The following is a 22,840-nucleotide window of genomic DNA, read 5'->3' as shown; positions in this document are numbered from 1 at the left end:
AAAGATAGGGAAAGTTGTGAGAACTGAAATCAAATGAAAAAGGGAATAAAACAAAAAATCCCGACCATTACTGATCGGGATTAAGGCTCCTCTTCTTGGGCTCGAACCAAGGACCCTCTGATTAACAGTCAGATGCTCTAACCAACTGAGCTAAAGAGGAATGTGATATACACAAACTTAAGTTTTCTTAAGCGATGGCAAATATAAAACCTTTTTTAATTGTTGCCAAAATAATTTCTAAAAAATCAAGTGAATTTTAAGTTCTATTTAATGCAACAACATGAAATTATATGAATATCAAATGATTGCATCACTAAAAAATTTACCATCATTTTACATCTAGGGATTATCCCGTTATCGCACGCACCACATCATTACCATTAGCATATAATAACAAACCTAGCAGTAACAATATCCCGATAATTTGAGCGCGTTCTAGGAATTTATCTCCAGGCTTTCTTCCTGTTACAATTTCATAAAGTAAAAAGGCAACGTGACCACCATCTAATGCAGGAATAGGAAGTATATTCATGATTGCTAGTATAAATGATATCAATGCCGTTGTTCCCCAAAATTGAGTCCAATTAAAGGTGTCTGGATACATCTTTGCAATTGTACCAAATCCACCCAGTTGACTTGCTCCTTTACTAGTGAATATGTATTTGAATTGAGAAACATAATCTCTCATTGTCCACCAGCCTTTGCTTATTCCTTCACTAACTGCCTCGCCAAATGAAAGTTCCTGAACTCTTGAATCAAAAATATCAGTTTCTGGAAATCCTTTACGAATTCCAAGAACTTTAGGTGCCGGCACCTCAGACTCTACGCCCCAAAAATTAGTTTCGGTTACTGTACCAAAACTAGTTGTACCCGATTTGGTTTCACCATCAATCTCCCAAATCACCTCGAACTCTTCATTCACCTTTGTTTTATTCAATAGTGCATATTCATAATCTGAATCGTAATTAATCGGATAACCTGCTATGCTTTTTATCACAGCACCTGATTTCATCCCCATTTTTGCAGCAGGAGTATTATCAGCAACGGTATCTACTACAAAAGTTCTTCTAGGTAGTAAGATGGGTCTTACACCAGCTTGAAACATCTTGCTTCCCGTATCCTCTGGAATTGAAATTACCTGTTCCTTACCATCACGCAAAACTGTAACGGTTTCAACATCCCTAAACATAATATTATGATACAAGCTAGGAGCTCTTTCTAATTCTTGATTGTCTACTAGTATAGGTAAATCACCTTGTTGAAATCCAACATCTTCTAAGACCTTAGGATAACCAAAACCATAAGTAGCACCAGACGCAGGTTCTAATATTTTACCATTAGCGTACATCAAGCATATATAAATCACAAACCCAACGATCACATTTACAATCACACCACCTAGCATTATTATTAATCTTTGCCAGGCTGGTTTTGATCTAAATTCCCATGGTTGTGGCGGTTTTGCCATTTGTTCTTTATCCATGCTCTCATCAATCATACCAGCGATTTTCACATAACCACCTAATGGCAACCAGCCTATCCCATAAACTGTTTCTCCTATTTTTTTCTTGAATAATGAAAATTTTATATCAAAAAAAAGGTAAAACTTTTCGACACGAGTTTTGAATAATCTTGCAGGAATAAAGTGCCCTAATTCATGTAAAACGATGAGAATAGATAAACTCATCAAAAAATTGATCACAGTAACTAAAATCGGATGCATATTTTGAATTTGTTAAGGCGCAAAAATAGGACATATCAACCACAGTAGCTGTCATACAATGTGATAATTAGGATGATTTTAGAATTGCGATTTAGCACGCTTTCGCGAAAGCGTAATTACCAACCACAAATAGCACTTAAATAGTAATGTATTAGTATTCCTATGGACTAAATGTGAGGATTGGTAAGTAACTTTGCAAAAACAACTATTATGAAAGATTTTCTCATTAAAAACAAATGGCGCATTGTCTTTTTATTTGTGTTGTGCTCACTAATTCTAGCTGCTTTTCAATATGCACTCACTCCAGTAAAAACTCTACCGGTACTACAACCCGACGATTTTGACCCAACACTGGTGGATGACAGCAAGCTTTTCGTTAAAAAATATCATACTATCGCACCTTTTGAGCTAGTTAATCAAAACGGTGATACTATTACAGAAAAGGATTACGAAGGAAAAATCTATGTAGCAGACTTCTTTTTTACCACTTGTCCTACCATTTGTCCAGTGATGACCAAAAACATGAAGCTGGTACAAGATGAATTTAAAAATAATAAAGATGTGATGATCTTATCCCATTCTGTAACACCAGAACGAGATAGCATTCCTGTATTAAAAGAATATGCTCTCAAAAAAGGAGTGATTGATGAAAAATGGAATTTAGTTACAGGAGATCGCAAACAGATTTATGACCTAGCAAGAAAATCCTATATGGCAGTTAAACAACCTAAATACGGTGATGAATATGCCATGGTACACACAGAGAACTTTTTACTTATTGACAAACAAGGTAGATTGCGAGGTCGCTCTTATGACGGAACAAGTATTGAGGATGTAAAACTGCTGATCGAAGACATTCATATACTTTTAAACGAATATGAACGAAAAAATGAAGTAGACTAAGTATTTTTTTCTCTCACTAGCAGATAAATGTACCTTTGCCGCATAAAAATTAAGTTTAATGAAGAAAATTTTACTTTTACTTGCGGTTCTAGGAACCTCATTTACAGCAATCGCACAAGATGACGACACACCTAAAGAAGGATGGTCTAAAGGTGGTAACTTCCAAGCTTTATTCAACCAGAGTGCCTTTAATGCAGAATGGACTGGTGGTGGTACCTCAAACATTTCTTTAAACCTAGGTGTAAATTATGACCTTAATTATTTAAAAGGACGCACAACCTGGGATAATAAAATTATTGCAGAATACGGTATAACAAAACTGGATAATCAGGAATTCACAAGAAAAACCAACGACCGTATTGAATTAAACTCTGTTTACGGTTATAAAATTAAAGAGGAAAGCAACTGGTCTTATTCTGCTTTTTTAAACTTTTTATCTCAATGGACAACTGGATACCGATTTGGAGAGGACATTGATGGAAATGAAACTCGTACTGAATTTACTAAATTTCTATCACCAGGTTATTTATCATTTGGTCCTGGTATCTTATACAGAAAAAGCGATGACTTACAAGTAAACATCGCTCCTGCTACAGCTAGATTTATTTTTGTTGACGATGCATTTACAAGTGTTCCTGGTTATGTAGATGGTGATTATTTTGGTGTAGATGCTGGCGATTCCTCTAGATTTGAGTTTGGCGCTTCTCTTAATGGTATCTATAACTTTACTATAGCAGAAAACATAACTATGTCTAACGTTCTTGCCCTATATTCTAATTACTTAGAAAATCCTGGTAATATTGATATCAATTACAGTGCAAACGTTAACATGAAGGTAAACGAGTGGTTAAGTGCAAACTTAATTTTCCAAGCGATCTACGATGATAATGCAGTAGGAGCTTTTCAAGTACGTGAAGTATTTGGTTTAGGATTAAACTACAAGCTATAATAATAACAACAACTATTAAAAACCTCCTTTTAGAACATCTTTCTAAAAGGAGGTTTTTTTATTTAGCCTTGGTGGTATCAACTGGCTTTTTCTTGTTGCGACCAAATAGATCTTTAATTAAATTACCTGCAGTCTCTTTAACCTTGTCCTTAGTATTTTGCTTTAAAGAATCGGCGGTTGAAGAAACGGGACTTGTAGTCTGTGTGCTGTCTTTAACTTGACCTTTATCTCCTTTGATAACATCTTTAATGTTATCCAATGGATTATTGCCTTGTAAGATGTCATTGATTGCGTTATTGGCAGCTTCCTCGCCTTTATCCTTCAACTTTTGCTTTTGAATCTCAATAATTTGGTTTGTTAAATTTTTGACCGCTAGATCAAGATTTAAATCTACTGAAGGCGAGCTTATACTTCCACCTAGTTTTACTGGAACAGGCACGGTGATTTTATCTATTTCTTTACTTTCTAACTTTGATAATAAACTAGCTCCTTCTTTACCAAAATATTTTGCAGGAACCTCTAAGTTCAAGGTATAATCCATTGAATTGGACAAGCTGTGCTTACCACTAGCAACTACTTTAATATCTTTAATATTAAAATCAAAAGGTGCTATTTCTACCGCGCCATTATTTAGTTTAAGTTTAGTAGTTATATCTCTTAGGTTTAAATCGTTTACATCAATAAAACCTAATTTATTATCCAGTAGATTAAGTAATTTATTTTGACTAGTATCAACGTCATCAGTTAAAAGTTGTGCAAATGCATCGCCAGCTATTGTAGTCAAAACAGGAGTAAGATCATTAGACAAATCTCCTTGTATTTCAAGATCGGTGTTTAGTTTCCCTTTAAATGCATTAATTAATGGCACCAATTTTTGAAACATTTCAAACCCCTGAAACGATTGTGCGATATCGAGTTCATTCATATTTAAGGCCATCTTAAATTTAGGAGTAGCTCCTTTTGTAGAAACGGTTCCGTCTAGACCTATGGTACCATTAAAAACTTTTGTTTTTAGGTCGTTTAAAAACAAAGTTTCATCTCTTACCATAGCGATTCCAGACACATCATTCAACGTGATATTATCATAAATCACGCGATTAGCATTAAAATCCAACTGAGCGTCTAGAAAATCCGGTATTTTGATTGCCTCATTATTGGTAGTAGCGACACTTTGATTTTCTGTTGTAATAGTTTCTTCTTTGGAACCAGTTGTAGTACTCATGAAATCAGAAGTATCAAATTGATCAGACGATACTTTGAAGTTTCCTTTAAGCTTTTGATCTTCAAATAAAAACCCAATTAAATTATTAATTGTTCCCGATGCGTTAAGATCGGTATTACCTGTTCTAGCATTAAAACTCTCTAATTTTACACGGCTATTATTCATATTAATTACAGCAGTGCTTACATCAAAGGATTGGTTAAACGCATCACCTTGATAGGTGAAATCTCTAAGTTTTGCCAGTCCTTTGGTTTGGATATTCGCATAGCGTTCATTCTCTACACTTTCCATATCAAACACCGTTGCAATGTCCAAATCTAAAATTCCATTGAATGAGGTGTTATCAGGAAAAGGTATGGCTTGTTGTAATTTTAGAAGGTCAATAATACCACGAGCCTCTAGGTCTACTTTCATATTTTCCGTAAGTCTTGTAACCAGTGCTTTGGCACTTACTGTTTCACCAGCAAGATTAAAAGTTGCGCTAGGCACACTTAAATAAGTATCCTCAACCTTACCAGTAGTATTAAGTAAGGCTGCGTTAAAATTAATATTACGAATTGTTTGTGGTAAATCTGGATATTTGAATGATGCATTTTGCGACGATACTTTTATATCCATTTTAGGGATTAATTCGTCGGTAACCTCACCGTTTATAGTCCCGTTGACAATAAAGTCTCCTGTTGTTGTTATGCCTTCTAAATTGCTGCGGTACTCTTGAGGAATAAGAGCAAAAAAGTTTTTAAAATCAGAACTTGGGGTTTTAAATGTAAGATCAACGAGCGTGCTATTTTCTTCTAAATCAACAAATCCGTCTAATTCCAGTGGTAAGTCATTCACCTTTGCTTCATTTTCTTTAAAAGTATAACGTTGATCGTCTAGGTTCATGAGGACATCGGCTACTAGTGAGACATCTTGATCATTTATGTACTTTATACCGTCCAATTCGTAAGTAACTTTGGCATTTGTGATGGTTTGTAAGGTAGATTCATTTAAACTAAAATCACCCGTACCTTCATGATTTAATTCATTCATGAGTAACACATTCTTACTCTCCTCATCGATATAAGAAAAACTAGAATTATTAATTTCATAATGGTTAAGGTCAAATACAAATCCTGTGTTTTCTTGAGGTGTTTGTGTCGTTTCCGCTTTCGCGAAAGCGGAATCCCTAACAGCAATATCCCAGTTTGCGGCACCTGTTGCATTAACCTTCAATCTAGCTATAGCATCGTCTATTGTTAATTCGTGTACTTCAATAGGCTCACCGACTTCATTGAATAAATCCATAACGGGTAACGACAATTTAATAGCGTCACTGTAAAACAATGTATCGCCTACAAAAGGTTCTTTATTAATTACCTGAAGTTTTTTTAAGTTAAGTGAGGCATCTGGAAATGCACTGAATAAGCTTAAATCAACCTCGGCAAAGTCCACCTGAGCATTAAGGCTGTTGTTGAGTTTATCCTTGATCACTTGTGCAATTTGATCCTTCAATAGAAATGGAGCTGCTATTAACAACACCACAACCGCAAGCACAAATACTCCGACTATTTTCAATATTTTTTTCATCAATCGACTTTAATTTCTTCTCCCATTTTAAGTTTGAACATACGCTTAAAAATGCCTACGCCTAAATACAACAACGGTGTATCAAATAAGGCTACTAACATTTTAAACAATACTCCTGAGATTAAAAAGGGTATAAAATTGTCCCAGGGAATTATCTCTGTTGAACATAGCAATAATAAAACTGCCAGTGTGTCAACAAATTGTGAAAAAACCGTACTTAAATTGTTACGCAGCCATAACATGCGCCCTTTAGTAAGACGTTTCCAAAAATGATATAATTGAATATCTACAAATTGAGCACACAAATAAGCCGTCATACTAGCAATAACTGCGATTGTAGTAGCTCCAAAAACTTTTGTAAAGACAACATCTTGAATAGGGCTGTCTTTTACGGCAGGTGCAGCATCGGCAATGAAGATGATGATAAGACTAAAAATGCTCGCAAAAATTCCTGCTAGTACCAATTCATTTGCCTTGCGTTTACCATAAATTTCACTTACTAAATCGGTAACCAAAAAAGTAACAGGATACGGCAGTAACCCAACAGATAGCTCAAAATTGAACCATCCAAATGGATTCCAATAAAAAAACTTCTGAAAAATTAAATTTGAAACGACTAGGGAACAAATAAATAAAGCTGCTAGAACCAGATAGATACGATTTGCTCGACGTAAATCCCTACCAGTAAGTGTTTTCATATAGGTGTAAAAGTAGTTTAAGGTCGAGTAAATATTCCTTAATTTGGCGATAAAATTATAGGCATCTCAAAAATAGGCAATCATAAGGTAATCATAGCGTTAGGCACAAACCTAGGTGATAAAAAAAACCAAATAGAACGCGCTACACGACTTATTGAAACCAAAATTGGTTTAATCATTAAGGCTGGAAAAGTGTATGCAAGCCAAAGTTTTGGATTTGATGGACCTGACTTTTATAACACGGTTCTTCTAATTCATACTATTTACACACCGCAAGATGTACTTGATAAGCTTAAAAATATTGAAAGTGAAATGGGTCGATCGGTTAAGGTCACAGATCATTATGAGAGTCGTCCTATAGATCTGGACATCATTTTTTATGATAACATCCAATTCCAGTCAGAAAGGCTTGAGATTCCTCATAAACATTGGCAAGAACGGAATTTTGTTGTATTACCCTTATTGGATTTCTGCAAGGAATGGGAAATAGAAAACGAAACCATTCACATAGGTAATATTGCATCTAAAATGGAGCCACTAGAACCTGTGGATGATTTTGAAATTACGCTTTCGCGAAAGCGATATCCCATTCAACGCCATAATTTCATTGCCATTGAAGGAAATATTGGGTCAGGAAAAACAAGTTTAACTCATAAAATAGGTGAAGATTTTACGGGAAAGGAAGTTCTTGAACGATTTGCCGATAATCCTTTTTTGCCCTTGTTTTATAAAGAGCAAGAACGTTATGCTTTTTCATTAGAAATGTCATTCCTAGCCGATCGTTATCAGCAACTACATGATGAAATAGGTCAACAGGATCTTTTTAAAGAATTCACAGTAGCCGATTACTACGTGGTAAAGTCACTTATCTTTAGTAAAATAACTTTATCAGAAGAGGAATACACTTTATACAAACGATTGTTCTACATGATGTATAAGGAGCTCGTCAAACCAGAATTGTACATCTATTTGTACCAAACTGAGGAGCGTTTACTGGCCAACATTAAGAAAAGAGGTCGTGAATATGAACAAGATATTCAAACTGATTATCTAATGGAGATCCAGAAAGGATATGCCGATTTTATCAAAACGCAAGACAGTTTAAAAATCAAAGTTATTGATGTAACTGAACTTGATTTTGTCAATAAGCATGAGGATTACATCACAATACTGGATCAAATCAACTCCTAAGTAAACTTACTTTATTGAAAAGGTCATAAATCACAATACCAGCACAAACTGAAATGTTTAAACTGTGTTTTGTCCCGAATTGCTGTAACTCAATAATCGTATCGCAATAGTCTACAACCTGCTGCTGTACTCCTTTAACCTCATTCCCAAATACAACGGCTAGTTTTTGTCCTTTCTCAGGTTTAAAATGATACAAGCTAGTACTGTTTTCAGCTTGTTCTATAGCACACAAGTGGTATTGATTATTTTTTAAATTTTCTAGAGCTTTTAAGGTATCTTCTACATATTCCCATTCAATAGATTCTGTTGCGCCTAGAGCGGTCTTTCTAATATCTCTATGCGGTGGTTGGGCTGTTATTCCACATAATATTATTTTCTCGACACGATAACAATCGGCTGTTCTAAAAACGCTTCCTATATTATTTAGACTACGTATGTTATCTAAAACAATCGTAATGGGTGTTTTGTCGCTGTTTTTATAGGCATCAACATCTAACCTATCTAGCTCTTCATTAAGTAATTTTCTCATCTTGATTTAATTAAAAAAGGCAGCTTTGCAGCTGCCTTAATAATAAAATAAAGTTGGTTTATAGGTTTACAGCAGGACAGTTACAACTCCATCTGTCTTTACGACATAAGAAATCAATTCCTAATGTAATTTGGTGAAAACCACCACTATCAAATCGTATATCTCCAAATTGGTAGCTGTAGGTATAAGCAATAGTGAAGTTATCTATTTTCGCCCCTAATATTGGAGAAAGTAAACTCAAGTTTTGTTCTTGTACACTATTGCCGTCTAAATATTCTGCACCATCAAAACTTTGACGGTAAGATAAACCTAGATATAAGACACTAGTATCATTTAAATCATAATATGCCTTTGCATTGAAATCCATGAACTGCTCAGCTGTTCTATCAGTTCTTTGATATAATACAGATGGTTCCCATTGCCACTTACTATTTCTAGGTGCAAATAAATAACCCAATGTAGCTATGTAACGTCTTTGATTTGTACTTTCAAATTCACGACTAAAAAGATCACGATTTTGGAAAAGAGCATTCTTTACTGTGAAGTGAGCGTAAAATTCTTTGAAAAAATAGGAAGCTCCTATATCGATATTCCAGTAACTGTCACTACGCAAAACCCCTGTTATAATAGGATCAAAATCAGTTAAATCAAATTCAGATTCATCTAGACGACTTTGAACCATACCAGCGTTTATACCAAAAGATAATCTATTCAAATCTTCATATCCACCACCTACTTGTAAGTGGTATGCATAAGATAAGTAAGCTCCAGTTTGTGAATGGTAACCATTACGGTCATTAAATAAAATCGCTCCTACACCACTGTTTTCTCCTACTCCAGTGTTAAATGAAAGGGTTTGTAAGTTAGGTGCGTCTGATTGATCAAACCATTGCTGTCTAACGGTACCACGCACCTTTCCACAAGCCGCTGCACCAGCCATTGATGGGTGTAATAAATAATAATTATCGGTTAAATAATCTAAGTAAACAGGTACACCTTCTTGAGCTGTCACACATTGTATTCCTAGAACAACTGCTAGTGTTAAAAGTATCTTTTTCATGCGGTAGATAATAGTCTATTTTCCTAAACGTTTGAAAATTAGATTTGTTTTAAAACAAAACTTGTTGGTTTTTTTCAAACAGGCGTAAATATATAATAAATTCTCTAGAGATAGGTTTTATTCGACAGCTAGTTCGAGTATTTCATCGAGTATCAAATTCCTATAGTCTTCTATAAAATGTTCTGATTGTTTGAACTGCTTTAAACTAAGAAACCAACTATCTTTGTTCAAAAATTTCACAATGCATAAAATTGAAATCGTACCTACTGCAAATGAGGCTATTGTAAAGTTTGAAAGCAGTCAGTTTTTAGTAAAAAACAACAGCTACGAATTTAAAAATATAGACGAGGCAAAACCATCGCCACTTGCACAACAATTGTTCTACTTACCTTTTGTAAAAACAGTATATATAGCACAAAATTTCATAGCCATTGAACGATATGATATAGTACAATGGAATGATGTACAGCAAGAGGTTGCTACTCAAATTGAAACCTATCTCAATAGCGACAAACCTTTACTAACAGAGGAATCAAAAACAAAGAAGATTCCAGTAACGGTTTACGCGGAATCAACACCTAATCCTAATGCCATGAAATTTGTGGCAAATAAAAAGCTTGTAGTAAAACCTATTGAATTTAAATCAATAGGCGATACTCAAACCGGAAGCCTAGCTAGAAAATTATTCGAGTTTTCCTTTGTAAAGGAATTATATGTTTCTGAAAATTACATCTCCATTCTTAAACACGATATTATAGATTGGAATGAAGTAAGTAATGAGTTGCGTTCCATGATAAAAGAATCCATGGAAAATGGTCTAGAAATAGGTACTAGCAATCATGAATCAAAAGCCATTGAGAAAAGTAAGGAGCCCGAAGAAAATCAAAAAGTTTTTGAAAATTTAGATGACATCTCCCAAAAAATTGTAGAGATACTAGACGAGTATATTAAACCTGCTGTTGCTGGTGATGGTGGTAATATCGCTTTTGAAAACTACAATGAAAATACCAAAGAGGTAAGCGTTATTCTACAAGGTGCTTGTAGCGGTTGTCCATCGTCTACTATTACCTTAAAAAATGGAATTGAAACTATGCTTAAAGAGATGATTCCTGGTAAAATTGATCGTGTAGTTGCTCTTAATGGATAATTTTATTATAACTTTATGGAAATCAATTCAATAAAGTTATGGCAATTTTAAAAGTTATAGAAGTATTAGCAAACAGCGATAAGAGCTGGGAAGACGCAACTAATAATGCAGTTGAACAAGCTGCAAAGAGCGTCAACAACATTAGATCGGTTTATATCAACGAACAAAGTGCTCAAGTTAAAGATGGAAAAGTAACCGAGTATAGAGTTAATGTAAAAATTACATTTGAAGTAATTTAACCACCTATCTTAAATTCTTTGAGATAATTTGGCTCAAAATAAGCGACATCAACGGTGTCGCTTTTTTTATACCCATCAATGGCGAGAGCACACAGTGCTGCTGCTGTCGGATTTACTTCGGTTATATATTGTTGTTCGATATTTAGAAGTTCTCTTGTTTTTTCTATACCAGTTCCTATGTAGGATATTGTTCCGCTTTCGCGAAAGCGAATAAAAGAATCATCTTCAATAACTACTGGTTGTGATTCAAGTACTCGTTTACCTGATCGGTCAAATATTGAAGCATATACCTCCATGCGACGTGCATCAAGAAAAGCAGCTGTAAATTCAGAATCGATTTTATTAATTGTAGATAATGCTTTTAGTGTATCAATAGCAATTAAAGGTATGTCTAGGGCAAAACTCAAACCTTTAGCTGCACTCACTCCAATTCTTAACCCAGTGTATGATCCTGGTCCAGAGCTTACAGCAATAGCATCATAATCACCCATTACATAACCATTCCTAGTGGTGATTTCATCTATGAAAACGTGAAGCTTTTCACCATGATTGTATGAATCACTATTGTCTTCAAGAATATCCAGCACCATAGTAGCACCATATGTATTACTAGTAATAGCGCTGTCACTAGCTATAGCAACTGAACAATTAGTACTACTTGTTTCAATACAAAGAATCAATGGCATAGCTAAAATTTAATCTTCTTCAGATTCCGATTCTGAAGTATCATTTGAGCGATCCTTTTTAACACGAACTAGTTTTCCCGTTTTTAATTTATCAGTAACTGCTCGATAAGGACCGGTAATGATTGTTTCTCCAATATCCAGACCATCTGTTACAACGATATTACTGTTGTCTTGAATTCCTGTCTCTACTACTCTAAGCTTGGCTTTGTTACCATTTAATACATAGACACACTCAAACTTTTTAGCATCCAAAGAAATTTCTGACCTTTTCTTTTTTTCTGTAGTATCAGTTTTAACTACTATAGAACTTATTGGCACTGCAACAATATCTTTACTTTCTCTTGTAATGATATCTACTGTTGCCGTCATACCTGGTTTGAACGGACTGTAATTTTCGCTTTTACCTTCTAACAAGTCAGTGTAACTTTCTGGCAAAATTCTAACCTTAACTTTAAAATTTGTTACTTGATCTGCGGTTAATTGACCGCTTGCCGTATTTGCAATTTCAGTAACAACACCTTCAAATTCCTTCTTTAAATAAGCATCAACCTCGACGATTGCTTTATCTCCTACTTCAATCTTAACGATATCATTTTCATTTACATCTACTTCTACCTCCATGGAGGACAAGTCGGCTACTCTTAATAATTCTGTTCCAGCCATTTGTTGTGTACCAACTACACGTTCACCTAATTCAACTGCAAGAAGTGAAATTGTACCAGACATAGGAGCATAAATACTAGTACGCTGTAAGTTGTCAGATGCTTCATTAAGAGTAGCACCTGCACTTTGAACATTGTAAAACGCACTACGTTCTGATGCTTTGGCTCTTTCATAGGCAGCAGTACTAGTATCAAAATCTGCCTGAGAAATTACTCCTTTATTAAAAAGTTGCTTACTTCTATTATAATTTGCAGTTGCCTCGGCAAGGGTTGCTTTTGCTTGTTCATAACCAGCTCTTGCATTTGCCACACCAGCTCTTGTACGACTAACACTTGATTCTAATAAATCCGGATTAATGCGCACAAGTAAGTCGCCTTTTTTAACAGCCTGACCTTCTTTAATAGGTAATTCAATGATTTCACCAGGAACTTCTGGAGAGATACTAACTTCAACCTCTGGTCTGATTTTTCCAGTAGCACTTACAGTTTCTGTGACATTCATTTTTGTCACTTCCTTGGTCTCTACCAGTAAACCTTTATCACCGCCGCCGATGGCTCCAGTCGATTTAAGACCGATTAAACCTAAAACCGCTACAACGATAATAATACCTATGATGATTAAAGTTTTTTTCATTTATCTTATAATTTTAATTCTAGAGGTTCTATCCCAAAAAACAATTCAAGCACTTTAAGTCTAAAGATATAGTCGTATTTAGCTTGATTTAATGTAATTATAGCATTGTCGTATCTCAACTTACTTTGACCAAAATCAAATGCATTTGTAAGTCCCACATCATATCTTTCTTTAGCATATTCATAAGCTAATTCTTGAGATTCCAATGCGGTTTTTGCAGCGTCAAAAGCCTGACGTGATCCTTGTACATCAACGTAAGCTTGGTACACACTACTTTCTAGATCCAATTTTGCTTGTTCTAATTGGTATTTAGAACGTTCAATATTAATTTGACTGCGCTCTACATTACTACGAACACTAAAACCATTGAAAATTGGAACATTAAGTTGGAAACCATAAGCTATACCATCGTTTTGATACAATTGATCTACAAAAGGTTCTGCTCCTACTAGTACGGTTTCTAATACTGGCACCTCAGTTACCACATTTTGTCCTGTACCTTCAACAGTTCCAATGATTTGTGTTTCGGTAGGATTATTAGGATCGGCTATACGTTGGTCAAACGAGGCATTGTTAGTATATCTAGTATCATAACTAAAAAACGCACTTACTGTAGGCAAGTAAGCTCCTTTGGCTATCTGTAAATCTTTTTTGGCTAATTCTAAATTCTGTTCTGCGATTCTAACCTCTGAACGATTTTCTTCAGCAGAACTGATTATTTCTGTAACTGGTTTTTCAGAAACCTCTTCATCAATTACCTCAAAATCCTCATCGGCAATATCAAAGTTCTCATAGTCCTCAATTAATAGCAATTGAGCAAGACTTACTCTACTTATAATTACAGCATTTTGCGCGTTAATAATTTGTTGTTGCTCTGTAGCATCTTGAGCTTTGATTTCTAATAAATCACCTCGTGGTAGTTGACCAGCATCTACCAATTCTTGAGTTTGCTTAATTTGATCCTTTGTAATCTCGTTTTGAGCTTTAAAGGTTTTCAAATTTGCTTTATTTGTAAGTATTTGAAGATAGTTATTTGCAACTGCAAGTGCTATGTCATCTTTCATTTTATCTAGACGATATTCACTAGCAATTTTTGAAATTTTTGCTCTTTGTAATTGTCTAAAGTTTCTAAACCCATCAAATACGTTATAACCTACATTAACTCTTCCCGTTGCAGAAAGGAATGTTGTTGTTTGTGCGTTATTGGTAACTGGGTTAAAACTTAATCCGGTATTTTCTGAAACTCCTGCACCTGCATTTAACGACGGTAAAAGATTACCTAGTGCGCTTAATTTATCGGCATCTGCTGCTTTTAAATCTAATTCACTTTGTTTGATTGAAATGTTGTTATCCAGTGCGTATTGTACACACTCTTGTAAAGTCCATTTCTTATCGGTGGATGTTGTTGATTGTGCTTGAATCGCTTTCGCGAAAGCGAAACACATAATAATTAAGAGTACTTTTTTCATAATTGGATATCTATATGTAGATCTCGAAGATGATTTGTTACAAGAATTTTATCCATTATATCCTCCACGGCCTTGTGGAGCTTTTAATGGATTCCAAACTTTTATTGCGTCGTCCTTGCTGATACCTGATTTAATTTCAACAAAAATCCCATCACTAAGTCCTAATTCAACTTCCTTGCGCTGGAATTGTTGATCTCCTGTTTGGATTTCAACAAAAGGTTTTTTTGTCTCGTTATCGTATTGTACAAGGGCTTCCTTGATTGCAAGTACATCGGTACGTTGATCAAGGATAATACTTGCGTTTGCACTGAGTCCTGCTCGTATAAATGAATTTGTTTTGTTTTCCTCTGGAGCTTTAAGAGTTCCTTTAATCGCAAATTGAATAGCACCATTTTCTTCTACACCTTTAGGAGCTATATAGTCTAGTACTGCATCGTATTTTTGGTTATCATAGGCACCTACAGTAATCTTAAGCGGTAATCCTTCCTTGATTTTACCTACTTCACTTTCATCTACCTTACCTTCAAATATCATCTTATTAATATCTGCAATAACTGCAATGCTAGTTCCCTCGTTAAAATTATTTGCCTCAATCACTTGGTTTCCTTCTTTAACTGGAACGTCAAGTACCATTCCATCAACTGTAGATCGTATTGATGTTTGTGCGTATTTACCTAAAGATCCCGAGGTCGTTCCTGTGCGCAGGATGTCATAATTTTGTTGTGCTCCTCTTAAATTGACTTGTTCTTGTTTATAACGTTGTAACGCATTGTTGTATGCGTTTTGTGCTAGATCAAAGTCATTTGCGGCTACAACTCCTTTATCAAAAAGCTGTTTTTGCCTTTTATAAATCGATTCCTGATTATCTAGTGCAAGTTTTGCGGTTTGTACCGCGTTACGAGCTTGATCAATACTATTCTTTGCATTTGTAAGTGAGCTCACGTTGGGAACCACTTTGATTTCTGCAATAAGATCACCTGCTTTAACAAACTCACCTGCTTCAACATGAATTTTATCAATAACACCTGAAATATTAGGCTTAATATTAACTTCTTCTTTAGGTACAATGCTACCTGTTGCGACAGTTTCTTTAACGATCGTTTTTGTTTCTGGTTGTTCTGCGGCATACTCAATCGGATCTTCTTGATCCTTTTGCCATATCCAATAAATTCCAATTAATGAGGAAATTACGATTACTAATAAAACAATTATAGTCCCTGTTCTTTTCATCTAGGTTAGTGTTTATTCTGTTCTTAAAGCGTCTACTGGTTTCATAGTGGTTGCACGACTAGCTGGAATTAGTCCCGCAAAAAGTCCTGCAACAGTAAGAAATATCAAAGCGATAATTATTACTGTTATGTTTACTGTTGGATTTTTAAAATTATCTACCGGTCCATTCATATCCAGTGCATAATTCATTAACCACATAACTAATGCAGAAAATGCAATACCTGCTAATCCAGAAATTAAGGTAAGGACAAGTGATTCTTGAAGAATTTGTTTTTTAATCATCCATGGAGTAGCTCCCAATGCACGGCGCACTCCTATTTCATTGGTTCGTTCTTTTACTACAATGAGCATGATATTACTGATACCGATTCCTCCTGAGAAAAGGACAAGTATTCCTACGAAATAACCAACAATTTTTAGTATATTAAAAAGGCCTGAGAATTGTGCAAATCTTTCTGCTAAATCAAAATTACCGACAGCTCGCATATCATCTGGATGCACTTTGTGCTGGGATCTCATTAATGCAAGTATGTCTGGCTTTAATTCGGTAATACTGATATCATCATGAGCGGTCAATGTAAACCACCCAACATTGTCTGCTGTGTTGAAAGCCTTGGCAAAGGATGTAAAAGGAATAAAAATGGTATTTGCCTGTTCCTCACTATCTCCTTTTGTGTTTGGATTATTAAACACTCCTATCACTTTAAAATTAACACCATTAATTTTTATGTATGAGCCGATAGGTTCTTCTCCCAAGTCAAACAAAGTTTTTTCTACATCTACACCGATTACCGCACTTTTCATTTTATTATCAATATCTGAGTAACTGATCCAGCGACCCTTGATAATATCCATGTATTGTTGATTAATAAATTCTGGGTAATCTCCATTTACCTGAAAGGCTCCTGTTTTTTCTTTACGAGTAACATTATTTGCTCCACGATAACCACCTAGTTGTAATCTAGGTGAAACATATTTTAATCCAGGAATGTTATTTTTTAAAGCGTCGATATCATCTGTTTTAAACTGAACACGACGACCTTTATTCATTCCTTTGTAGGCCATTGACGTACTTTGACCCCACATAAACATGGTGTTTGTAGCTTGATTTGCAAAATCAACGGCTACACCTGTGCGCAAACCGTTAGTTAAAGCTAATAACAACACCAGTATTGTTATTCCCCAAAAAACCCCAAATGCGGTTAGAAAGGTCCTAAATCTATTTGCGTTAAGCGCTTCTAATATTTCGTTCCAACGATCTCTATTAAACATACTATTCGTCTCTTAATGCCTCAATTGGTTTAATATTAGCTGCTCTTCTAGCAGGTATAAAGCCGGCTAGTGCTCCTGCCACAACAAGAATGAAAACCGTAGTCATAACAGTAGTAAAGTCTACCGTTGGATTGTGTATGAAATCCATTTCTACATATGGAGCAAAAATTTGTAGTAATCCTACACCTGCAAACAAACCTAATAGTCCTGCAATTAATGTTATAAAAATAGCCTCTTGGAGCACCATAAATATAATTTCTGAAGGCAGAGCTCCTAGAGCTTTACGTATTCCTATTTCCTTGGTACGTTCACGCACGATAATAATCATAATATTTCCTACACCTACTACACCTGCTATTATTGTACCTATCCCGATAAACCAGAAAACAAATCTTATTGTATCGATCAATCCAAATATTTTCTTTGCTTCTTCTAATGTGTCGTCAACTCTAACTGCTATTCGATCATCTGGAGCTACAATAAATTTGGTTCTTAAATCATTGTCTATTGCTTGAGCTAGCATTGCACTGCGTTCCACAGTTTCATCAAAAGTTGCAGCTGGCTCAACCGTTATTGCAATTCGATTTACATTATCTCCTGCGTTAAATACTTGTTGTGCACTAGATATAGGAATAAATGCTCTAGATTCTTCACGAGTTCCTCCAGGATCCGTATAAACTCCTATAACTTTATAGTTAATGTTGTTATTAAGGAGGATTGTTTTACCAATAGGATCTTCCTGCTTAAATAGATCTTCTTTAATTTGATAACCGATAACAGCTACCTTTCGGTTTTCATCAACATCTTGCTGACTGATGAATCGACCTGAAACTAATGTTTGATTTTCTATGTATTGTTGGTCTGCCTCGGCTCCTTCAATACGGTAATTACCTTGCTGCTGCTTGTAGTTAATTTGTCCACCCCAATTTGAGTATAAAGGCGTTTTGTACTCAATATAATCTTCATACTTTTCAGTAAGGTTATTGTAATCACCATTGCGCAATTGTAATCGCCTTCCAGGATTTAATCCTTTATATCCTTTTGAAGTTACCCTTGTGGAAACCTGAATACGATTAGTAGCGTCTTGTTCAAATTGTTTGCGAACTCCATTTTGAATTCCAGAGGAAAATCCAAGAAGAATTACCAATATGAAGATTCCTGATGCGACCGACATACTGGTTAAAATAGTACGTAATTTATTTTTGCTTATTGCTTCAAATATTTCCTGCCATCTTTCTACATTAAACATGTTGGATAGCTTTTACTTGTTCTACTTTACGATCGTCAATGATTAAACCATCTTTTAAATTCACCACACGCTTTGTCATTTCGGCAATATCGGGTTCGTGTGTTACAATAAGAATGGTACGACCTTCATCATTAATTCCTTGAATAAGATCCATCACTTCGTATGAAGTCTTGGTATCTAGAGCTCCTGTTGGCTCATCGGCAAGTAGTACTTTTGGATCACTGGCTAGCGCTCTAGCGATAGCGACACGCTGCTTTTGACCTCCAGAAAGTTGATTAGGTAAGTGTGTTGCCCAATTTGCCAGACCTACTTTATCTAGATAATGAAGCGCTTTTTCTTCACGTTCTTTTCTATTTACTCCTTGGTAATAAAGTGGCAAGGCTACGTTATCAATTGCTGTTTTGTAATTGATCAGGTTAAAAGACTGAAAAATGAACCCCAAAAACTTATTTCGATACTGGGCAGCAATTTTTTCATTGAGATTTTTAATAGGAACACCATCAAGAACGTAGCTACCTTCATCTGCCTCGTCTAACATTCCTAGAATGTTAAGCAATGTACTTTTACCAGAACCTGAGGAACCCATGATTGAAACAAGCTCTCCTTCTTTAACACTGAAGTCTATACCCTTAAGTACATGAAGAGAATTGTTACCTGTACGGTAACTTTTGTGTAGGCCTTTAATTTCAATCATTATAATGGTTGTTACTCTGTTTCTTTAAAGAAACATATTAACTAGACCTCAAATTTCCGCAGATGTTACAGTGACAGAACCTAAAAAAACGTTAAATCAAGTTTTTTTGGTAGTGCTGCGATAGATCATGTATATAATACCGCCAATTAAAATGTATGGAAATGCCATTAGGTAGGTAATTCCATCGTTTAAACCTTCTGCCTCTGCTTTGTTGCCAGAACTTTCAATTACGGCACGGCACATGGCACATTGCGCTTTCGCGAAAGCGGAATAAAGAAAAACAGTGAGTAATACTAAAAACCTTTTCATTCTAGTCGATTAGTAGTAAGGAGCCATGAAAACATACACCAAAACACCTGTTATTGCAACATATAACCAAATAGGGAACGTCCATCTTGCTATACGACGGTGTTTCTCGTATTTTTTATTCCAAGCAAAATACATAGTGTATAGTACTAACGGCAGTATAATACCAGATAAAACTATGTGCGATGTCAAAATGAATAAATAAATAGCTCTAAAAGGAGCATCCTCGGGATATGGAGTTGGATCGTTGCTAATTTTTGATATTACATAGCTCACAAGAAAAATGGCACTCAATACAAAAGCGGTGGTCATAACCTTGCGGTGCTTTTGTCGATCACCATTTTTTATTAATAATAAACCCGTTACTAGCAATAAAGCAGTCATACCGTTTATACATGCATGAAGTAAAGGAAACATGCCCGCTTCAACTCCTAAAAAGTTAAAACGCTCTGGTAAGAACATAAGAACTACCACTACCAATGGAACTAATATTGAAATGGCTATAATAATAGCTGGACCTCTTTTTTCTAACATAATTAATCGTTTAAAAGTATAACTGCATCCTCAACTATTTCATCTATTTGTGGCGGCGCATCAAATTCCTCAACACCGCGATATACCATAATCCAATTACCGTATTCATCCTTGCGAGACCTTAAGAAACCTTCTTTATCTACCAAAGCAAAGTTACCACTGTGTTCAAATCGAATTGCTGGATCATTACTTTTTTTAATGTATGAACTAAAACCTTTTTCGGCTAGTTCAAAAACATCGTCAATCTCTCCATGTAAGAACCACCAGTTACGCGTATCATCGGTATACCTTGTTGCATACTCCTTCATCACTTCTGGAGTATCTGTAATTGGATCAATGGTTATAGAAATTGCTTTGAAATTTTTGTATTCCTTTAATTCATCATGAACGGTTGCCATATTCTTACTCATCGGTGGACAAATAAGGCCACAACTTGTAAAGAAAAAATCAACGATATATACCTGACCTAATAAGGTTTCATTAGTTATCGTATCACCGCGTTGATTGACAAATTTAAAGTCAGGAATCTTTCCATGCTTATACAGAAATTTATCGGCCACGGGAGCGCGATCTTCTGTACGATTACTATCTACAACTTTATCTTTATTGATATAATGCACGACATTCTTAACCGCAAAATAGCCGAAAATGACAATTATAATTGCCATGCCAATGTAATATGGCGTGTCCTTTTTCTTACTCATCTTTCTTTATCTTTTCTGAGCGATTCTTCTTAAAAGCCATTCGATATTCGGCCATAAATACACGAATATCATCAACCATTGTTTTATTTATGGCTGCAAGTGAACTCGTATCATAACCAATAACTTCATCCTCTTCATCATTACCAGGCCTACCGCGCAAGCGTGCCTTTTTATCAACCATAAAAGCGTAGTCAGAAGATAAATCAGAGTTTAATTCCAGATCTGTTCCTAAAGAATTAAAAAAATCTTGGATGCTTTGGTCATTACCAGTTAAAAAATGCCAATCGGTTAAATCGGTATTCGTTTTTAATTGATAGTAAACATCTTTCATATCACCTGTTCCACTAGTATCAATGATACTTATCATTTGAAAATTTTCAAATTCATGAAATTTGCGGTACACCTTTTCATTGATGTTTGAAATATAACCAATACGTTGATAAGGATTTTTACCGAGAAATGTAATTATTGTAAGACTATCCTTTAATTGTAATGTGGCATTGTCCTCCAATCTCTTGAAATTTTCAATAGATCCGATAGATTCTTTAACCACTGGCAAAGTTTTAAACTTGTGCTCTCCATTCAAAAAAAACAAATATGCAATTAAAGGCAATGCAAAGAGTACTATGAGTACAAAATTACTTTTTGCCTTATTTGTTTGATTAATTCCTTTTGCCGGTGGTAACTTTTCCATAATCAGGTATAAAAAAGGACGGTAAATACCGTCCTAGTTTGTTTGTTATTAGTAAGCATTAGAAGTCAAAACTTACGGCTGCATTCTTATAAACCTCATATATGTAATCACCTTCTACAAGAAGTATAGCTATTAAGTAGATTATTAAGAAAACTCCTGTCCAAACTACTGCTCTTCTCAAACCACTTACCTCGTCACGCATGTGCATGAAATCCCAAGTAATATAATAAGCTTTTACAAGAGTAAGTATGATAAATATCCAGTTAAGCCATTTAAGGGCAAGGAATTTACCGTTTAAAATATCTGGCTTTATATAACCTAGAGCAACTTCAATAATAGTTACGATAGATAAGAAGATAAGTACACCCCAAATCTTTTGAGTGTTTGATTTAAACTTAACTAAACCTCTAAATATCTCTAATTTATGTGCGTGTTCTGCCATTTTAAAAATCTTTATCTATTATTAAACTAAGTAGAAGAATGTAAATACGAAAACCCAAACAAGGTCTACAAAGTGCCAGTAAAGACCAACTTTTTCAACCATTTCATAGCTTTTTCTTCTTTCATATGTTCCTAAAAGAACATTGAAGAAAATCACTAGATTGATCATCACACCACTAAATACGTGAAAACCGTGGAATCCAGTGATAAAGAAAAAGAAGTCTGCAAATAGAGGAGCTCCGTACTCGTTTACCGTAAGGTTTGCACCTTCAACTACAGCTTTACCATCCTTTTCTAGTTTAATTAACGCTTCTTCTCTAGAAAGAACTAACTTCTCTGAAGCACCAGTTTCTGGGTTTTCAATAAGTTGTTGTGTTCTTATTGTAATATCTGGATTAGCTTTAAAAGCATTTTTCACTTCTTCAATAGTATAAGTTCCTTGATATCCAGATGACTCATACCATATTCCTTCACTATTACCTAAAAACTCTGCATCTCTAGGTCCAACAGTAACAAATTCATCAAGACCTACACGTTTTTTATGATCATCAACCTTTACAAATTGTAAAATTTTACCACCGTTTGTTTGAACAGCTCCATACTCACCATTGATGAAGTTTGCCCATTCCCAAGCTTGCGAACCAACGAAAATGAAACCTCCAATTATAGTAAGCAACATGTAAAGAGAAACCTTCTTTTTGTTCATGTGGTGACCAGCATCAACAGCTAGCACCATTGTAACAGAAGAACCAATAAGGATAAAGGTCATCAACGCCACATAAAACATAGGTGCATCAACACCATGTAAAAATGGGAAGTGGTTAAACACTTCATCGGCGATAGGCCATTCTTCAATAAATTTAAATCTTGAAAAACCGTATGCGGCAAGAAATCCTGAGAAGGTTAATGCATCGGACAAGATGAAAAACCACATCATCATCTTACCATAGCTAGCGTTTAACGGTTTTGCATCACCGCCGCCCCATTTTTGTCCTTCAGTTCCAGTAGTAGCTACTGCTGTTTCCATAGTTAGTT

Annotated in this window: 23 protein-coding genes and 1 tRNA gene; 5 read left to right on the top strand and 19 right to left on the bottom strand. The window is 35.2% G+C overall.

The genetic code is table 11. From position 1 onward, the window contains the following. Positions 1-86: 86 nt before the first annotated feature. Together AAT17_RS08345 and rseP are read right to left on the bottom strand one after the other, a co-directional pair. Positions 87-160 (bottom strand) — tRNA-Asn (locus AAT17_RS08345). A 186-nt stretch (positions 161-346) separates the two neighbouring features. Next, positions 347-1,723 carry an RIP metalloprotease RseP gene (gene rseP / locus AAT17_RS08340; RefSeq protein ID WP_060523605.1) on the bottom strand — a complete coding sequence of 459 codons (1,377 nt, stop codon included), beginning with the start codon at positions 1,721-1,723 and terminating at the stop codon, positions 347-349. A gap of 210 nt (positions 1,724-1,933) precedes the next feature. Between rseP and AAT17_RS08335 the strand changes: the two genes are divergently transcribed. Beyond that, positions 1,934-2,626 carry an SCO family protein gene (locus AAT17_RS08335; RefSeq protein ID WP_060523604.1) on the top strand — a complete coding sequence of 231 codons (693 nt, stop codon included), beginning with the start codon at positions 1,934-1,936 and terminating at the stop codon, positions 2,624-2,626. 58 nt (positions 2,627-2,684) lie between these two features. Continuing rightward, positions 2,685-3,575 carry a DUF3078 domain-containing protein gene (locus AAT17_RS08330; RefSeq protein WP_060523603.1) on the top strand — a complete coding sequence of 297 codons (891 nt, stop codon included), beginning with the start codon at positions 2,685-2,687 and terminating at the stop codon, positions 3,573-3,575. Between the two features lie 58 nt (positions 3,576-3,633). On the opposite strand, the gene AAT17_RS08325 is transcribed toward AAT17_RS08330, so the two are convergent. Both AAT17_RS08325 and AAT17_RS08320 read right to left on the bottom strand, forming a co-directional pair. Beyond that, entirely contained in the window at positions 3,634-6,366 is a 2,733-nt protein-coding gene (locus tag AAT17_RS08325; protein ID WP_060523602.1) for an AsmA-like C-terminal region-containing protein, read from the bottom strand. Further along, positions 6,366-7,064, bottom strand: coding sequence for a queuosine precursor transporter (locus AAT17_RS08320; RefSeq protein WP_060523601.1), 699 nt, complete (start codon positions 7,062-7,064; stop codon positions 6,366-6,368). Before AAT17_RS08320 ends, AAT17_RS08325 begins: the two co-directional genes overlap by 1 nt. A 54-nt stretch (positions 7,065-7,118) precedes the next feature. Between AAT17_RS08320 and folK the strand changes: the two genes are divergently transcribed. Then, the gene (gene folK / locus AAT17_RS08315) at positions 7,119-8,255 is read left to right on the top strand and encodes a 2-amino-4-hydroxy-6-hydroxymethyldihydropteridine diphosphokinase (protein ID WP_367379291.1); all 1,137 of its coding nucleotides are present in this window, start codon (positions 7,119-7,121) and stop codon (positions 8,253-8,255) included. Here folK and AAT17_RS08310 read toward each other — a convergent pair. Continuing rightward, positions 8,245-8,784 carry an RNA methyltransferase gene (locus AAT17_RS08310; RefSeq protein ID WP_060523599.1) on the bottom strand — a complete coding sequence of 180 codons (540 nt, stop codon included), beginning with the start codon at positions 8,782-8,784 and terminating at the stop codon, positions 8,245-8,247. The two genes, folK and AAT17_RS08310, sit on opposite strands and share 11 nt — an antisense overlap. Positions 8,785-8,842: 58 nt before the next feature. Then, the gene (locus tag AAT17_RS08305; RefSeq protein WP_042277053.1) at positions 8,843-9,844 is read right to left on the bottom strand and encodes a type IX secretion system membrane protein PorP/SprF; all 1,002 of its coding nucleotides are present in this window, start codon (positions 9,842-9,844) and stop codon (positions 8,843-8,845) included. 241 nt (positions 9,845-10,085) lie between these two features. Between AAT17_RS08305 and AAT17_RS08300 the strand changes: the two genes are divergently transcribed. Together AAT17_RS08300 and AAT17_RS08295 are read left to right on the top strand one after the other, a co-directional pair. Continuing rightward, the gene (locus AAT17_RS08300) at positions 10,086-10,991 is read left to right on the top strand and encodes a NifU family protein (RefSeq protein WP_042277051.1); all 906 of its coding nucleotides are present in this window, start codon (positions 10,086-10,088) and stop codon (positions 10,989-10,991) included. A gap of 38 nt (positions 10,992-11,029) precedes the next feature. Then, positions 11,030-11,230, top strand: coding sequence for a dodecin family protein (locus tag AAT17_RS08295; RefSeq protein ID WP_042277049.1), 201 nt, complete (start codon positions 11,030-11,032; stop codon positions 11,228-11,230). Here the strand turns inward: AAT17_RS08295 and tsaB are convergent. The 13 genes from tsaB to AAT17_RS08230 all read right to left on the bottom strand — a co-directional run bounded on the left by tsaB (position 11,227) and on the right by AAT17_RS08230 (position 22,832). Continuing rightward, positions 11,227-11,916 carry a tRNA (adenosine(37)-N6)-threonylcarbamoyltransferase complex dimerization subunit type 1 TsaB gene (gene tsaB, locus AAT17_RS08290; protein WP_060523598.1) on the bottom strand — a complete coding sequence of 230 codons (690 nt, stop codon included), beginning with the start codon at positions 11,914-11,916 and terminating at the stop codon, positions 11,227-11,229. The two genes, AAT17_RS08295 and tsaB, sit on opposite strands and share 4 nt — an antisense overlap. Positions 11,917-11,925: 9 nt before the next feature. Next, a complete protein-coding gene (locus tag AAT17_RS08285; protein WP_042277046.1) occupies positions 11,926-13,212 on the bottom strand; it encodes an efflux RND transporter periplasmic adaptor subunit in 1,287 nt (428 codons plus the stop codon). A 5-nt stretch (positions 13,213-13,217) separates the two neighbouring features. Next, entirely contained in the window at positions 13,218-14,681 is a 1,464-nt protein-coding gene (locus tag AAT17_RS08280; protein ID WP_060523597.1) for a TolC family protein, read from the bottom strand. A 48-nt stretch (positions 14,682-14,729) separates the two neighbouring features. Next, a complete protein-coding gene (locus tag AAT17_RS08275) occupies positions 14,730-15,911 on the bottom strand; it encodes an efflux RND transporter periplasmic adaptor subunit (protein WP_060523596.1) in 1,182 nt (393 codons plus the stop codon). 12 nt (positions 15,912-15,923) lie between these two features. Beyond that, the gene (locus tag AAT17_RS08270) at positions 15,924-17,183 is read right to left on the bottom strand and encodes an ABC transporter permease (protein WP_060523595.1); all 1,260 of its coding nucleotides are present in this window, start codon (positions 17,181-17,183) and stop codon (positions 15,924-15,926) included. Position 17,184: 1 nt separating this feature from the next. Next, positions 17,185-18,432, bottom strand: a complete 1,248-nt coding sequence (locus AAT17_RS08265; protein ID WP_042277038.1) for an ABC transporter permease — start codon at positions 18,430-18,432, stop codon at positions 17,185-17,187. Continuing rightward, positions 18,425-19,126 (bottom strand): ABC transporter ATP-binding protein, encoded by a 702-nt coding sequence (locus tag AAT17_RS08260; RefSeq protein ID WP_042277036.1) that lies wholly within the window; start codon positions 19,124-19,126, stop codon positions 18,425-18,427. Before AAT17_RS08260 ends, AAT17_RS08265 begins: the two co-directional genes overlap by 8 nt. Positions 19,127-19,222: 96 nt before the next feature. Continuing rightward, on the bottom strand, positions 19,223-19,435 hold the full coding sequence (locus tag AAT17_RS08255; RefSeq protein ID WP_042277035.1) for a hypothetical protein: 213 nt from the start codon (positions 19,433-19,435) through the stop codon (positions 19,223-19,225). A gap of 9 nt (positions 19,436-19,444) precedes the next feature. Next, positions 19,445-19,966, bottom strand: a complete 522-nt coding sequence (locus AAT17_RS08250) for a DUF420 domain-containing protein (RefSeq protein WP_060523594.1) — start codon at positions 19,964-19,966, stop codon at positions 19,445-19,447. 2 nt (positions 19,967-19,968) lie between these two features. Continuing rightward, positions 19,969-20,670: an SCO family protein gene (locus AAT17_RS08245; protein WP_060523593.1), complete on the bottom strand. Its 702-nt coding sequence runs from the start codon at positions 20,668-20,670 to the stop codon at positions 19,969-19,971. Next, a complete protein-coding gene (locus tag AAT17_RS08240; RefSeq protein WP_060523592.1) occupies positions 20,663-21,364 on the bottom strand; it encodes a hypothetical protein in 702 nt (233 codons plus the stop codon). The genes AAT17_RS08245 and AAT17_RS08240 overlap by 8 nt, the downstream gene beginning before the upstream one ends. A 58-nt stretch (positions 21,365-21,422) precedes the next feature. Next, a complete protein-coding gene (locus AAT17_RS08235; RefSeq protein ID WP_042277024.1) occupies positions 21,423-21,806 on the bottom strand; it encodes a cytochrome C oxidase subunit IV family protein in 384 nt (127 codons plus the stop codon). A 21-nt stretch (positions 21,807-21,827) separates the two neighbouring features. Continuing rightward, complete coding sequence (locus tag AAT17_RS08230) at positions 21,828-22,832, bottom strand: cytochrome c oxidase subunit 3 (protein ID WP_060523591.1); 1,005 nt, start codon at positions 22,830-22,832, stop codon at positions 21,828-21,830. Positions 22,833-22,840: the final 8 nt, after the last annotated feature.

Source organism: Nonlabens sp. MIC269, assembly GCF_001430865.1.
Classification (GTDB): Bacteria; Bacteroidota; Bacteroidia; order Flavobacteriales; family Flavobacteriaceae; genus Nonlabens; species Nonlabens tegetincola.
Note: the sequence above shows the minus strand (reverse complement) of the source record. Positions and strands in the feature narration are given on the sequence as shown.

Excerpts from the sequence above, each read along its gene's own strand:
- rseP (WP_060523605.1), bottom strand. The coding sequence starts at position 1,723 with ATGCATCCGATTTTAGTTACTGTGATCAATTTTTTGATGAGTTTATCT.
- AAT17_RS08335 (WP_060523604.1), top strand. The coding sequence starts at position 1,934 with ATGAAAGATTTTCTCATTAAAAACAAATGGCGCATTGTCTTTTTATTT.
- AAT17_RS08330 (WP_060523603.1), top strand. The coding sequence starts at position 2,685 with ATGAAGAAAATTTTACTTTTACTTGCGGTTCTAGGAACCTCATTTACA.
- AAT17_RS08325 (WP_060523602.1), bottom strand. The coding sequence starts at position 6,366 with ATGAAAAAAATATTGAAAATAGTCGGAGTATTTGTGCTTGCGGTTGTG.
- AAT17_RS08320 (WP_060523601.1), bottom strand. The coding sequence starts at position 7,064 with ATGAAAACACTTACTGGTAGGGATTTACGTCGAGCAAATCGTATCTAT.
- AAT17_RS08310 (WP_060523599.1), bottom strand. The coding sequence starts at position 8,784 with ATGAGAAAATTACTTAATGAAGAGCTAGATAGGTTAGATGTTGATGCC.
- AAT17_RS08305 (WP_042277053.1), bottom strand. The coding sequence starts at position 9,844 with ATGAAAAAGATACTTTTAACACTAGCAGTTGTTCTAGGAATACAATGT.
- AAT17_RS08300 (WP_042277051.1), top strand. The coding sequence starts at position 10,086 with ATGCATAAAATTGAAATCGTACCTACTGCAAATGAGGCTATTGTAAAG.
- AAT17_RS08295 (WP_042277049.1), top strand. The coding sequence starts at position 11,030 with ATGGCAATTTTAAAAGTTATAGAAGTATTAGCAAACAGCGATAAGAGC.
- tsaB (WP_060523598.1), bottom strand. The coding sequence starts at position 11,916 with ATGCCATTGATTCTTTGTATTGAAACAAGTAGTACTAATTGTTCAGTT.
- AAT17_RS08285 (WP_042277046.1), bottom strand. The coding sequence starts at position 13,212 with ATGAAAAAAACTTTAATCATCATAGGTATTATTATCGTTGTAGCGGTT.
- AAT17_RS08280 (WP_060523597.1), bottom strand. The coding sequence starts at position 14,681 with ATGAAAAAAGTACTCTTAATTATTATGTGTTTCGCTTTCGCGAAAGCG.
- AAT17_RS08275 (WP_060523596.1), bottom strand. The coding sequence starts at position 15,911 with ATGAAAAGAACAGGGACTATAATTGTTTTATTAGTAATCGTAATTTCC.
- AAT17_RS08270 (WP_060523595.1), bottom strand. The coding sequence starts at position 17,183 with ATGTTTAATAGAGATCGTTGGAACGAAATATTAGAAGCGCTTAACGCA.
- AAT17_RS08265 (WP_042277038.1), bottom strand. The coding sequence starts at position 18,432 with ATGTTTAATGTAGAAAGATGGCAGGAAATATTTGAAGCAATAAGCAAA.
- AAT17_RS08260 (WP_042277036.1), bottom strand. The coding sequence starts at position 19,126 with ATGATTGAAATTAAAGGCCTACACAAAAGTTACCGTACAGGTAACAAT.
- AAT17_RS08255 (WP_042277035.1), bottom strand. The coding sequence starts at position 19,435 with ATGAAAAGGTTTTTAGTATTACTCACTGTTTTTCTTTATTCCGCTTTC.
- AAT17_RS08250 (WP_060523594.1), bottom strand. The coding sequence starts at position 19,966 with ATGTTAGAAAAAAGAGGTCCAGCTATTATTATAGCCATTTCAATATTA.
- AAT17_RS08245 (WP_060523593.1), bottom strand. The coding sequence starts at position 20,670 with ATGAGTAAGAAAAAGGACACGCCATATTACATTGGCATGGCAATTATA.
- AAT17_RS08240 (WP_060523592.1), bottom strand. The coding sequence starts at position 21,364 with ATGGAAAAGTTACCACCGGCAAAAGGAATTAATCAAACAAATAAGGCA.
- AAT17_RS08235 (WP_042277024.1), bottom strand. The coding sequence starts at position 21,806 with ATGGCAGAACACGCACATAAATTAGAGATATTTAGAGGTTTAGTTAAG.
- AAT17_RS08230 (WP_060523591.1), bottom strand. The coding sequence starts at position 22,832 with ATGGAAACAGCAGTAGCTACTACTGGAACTGAAGGACAAAAATGGGGC.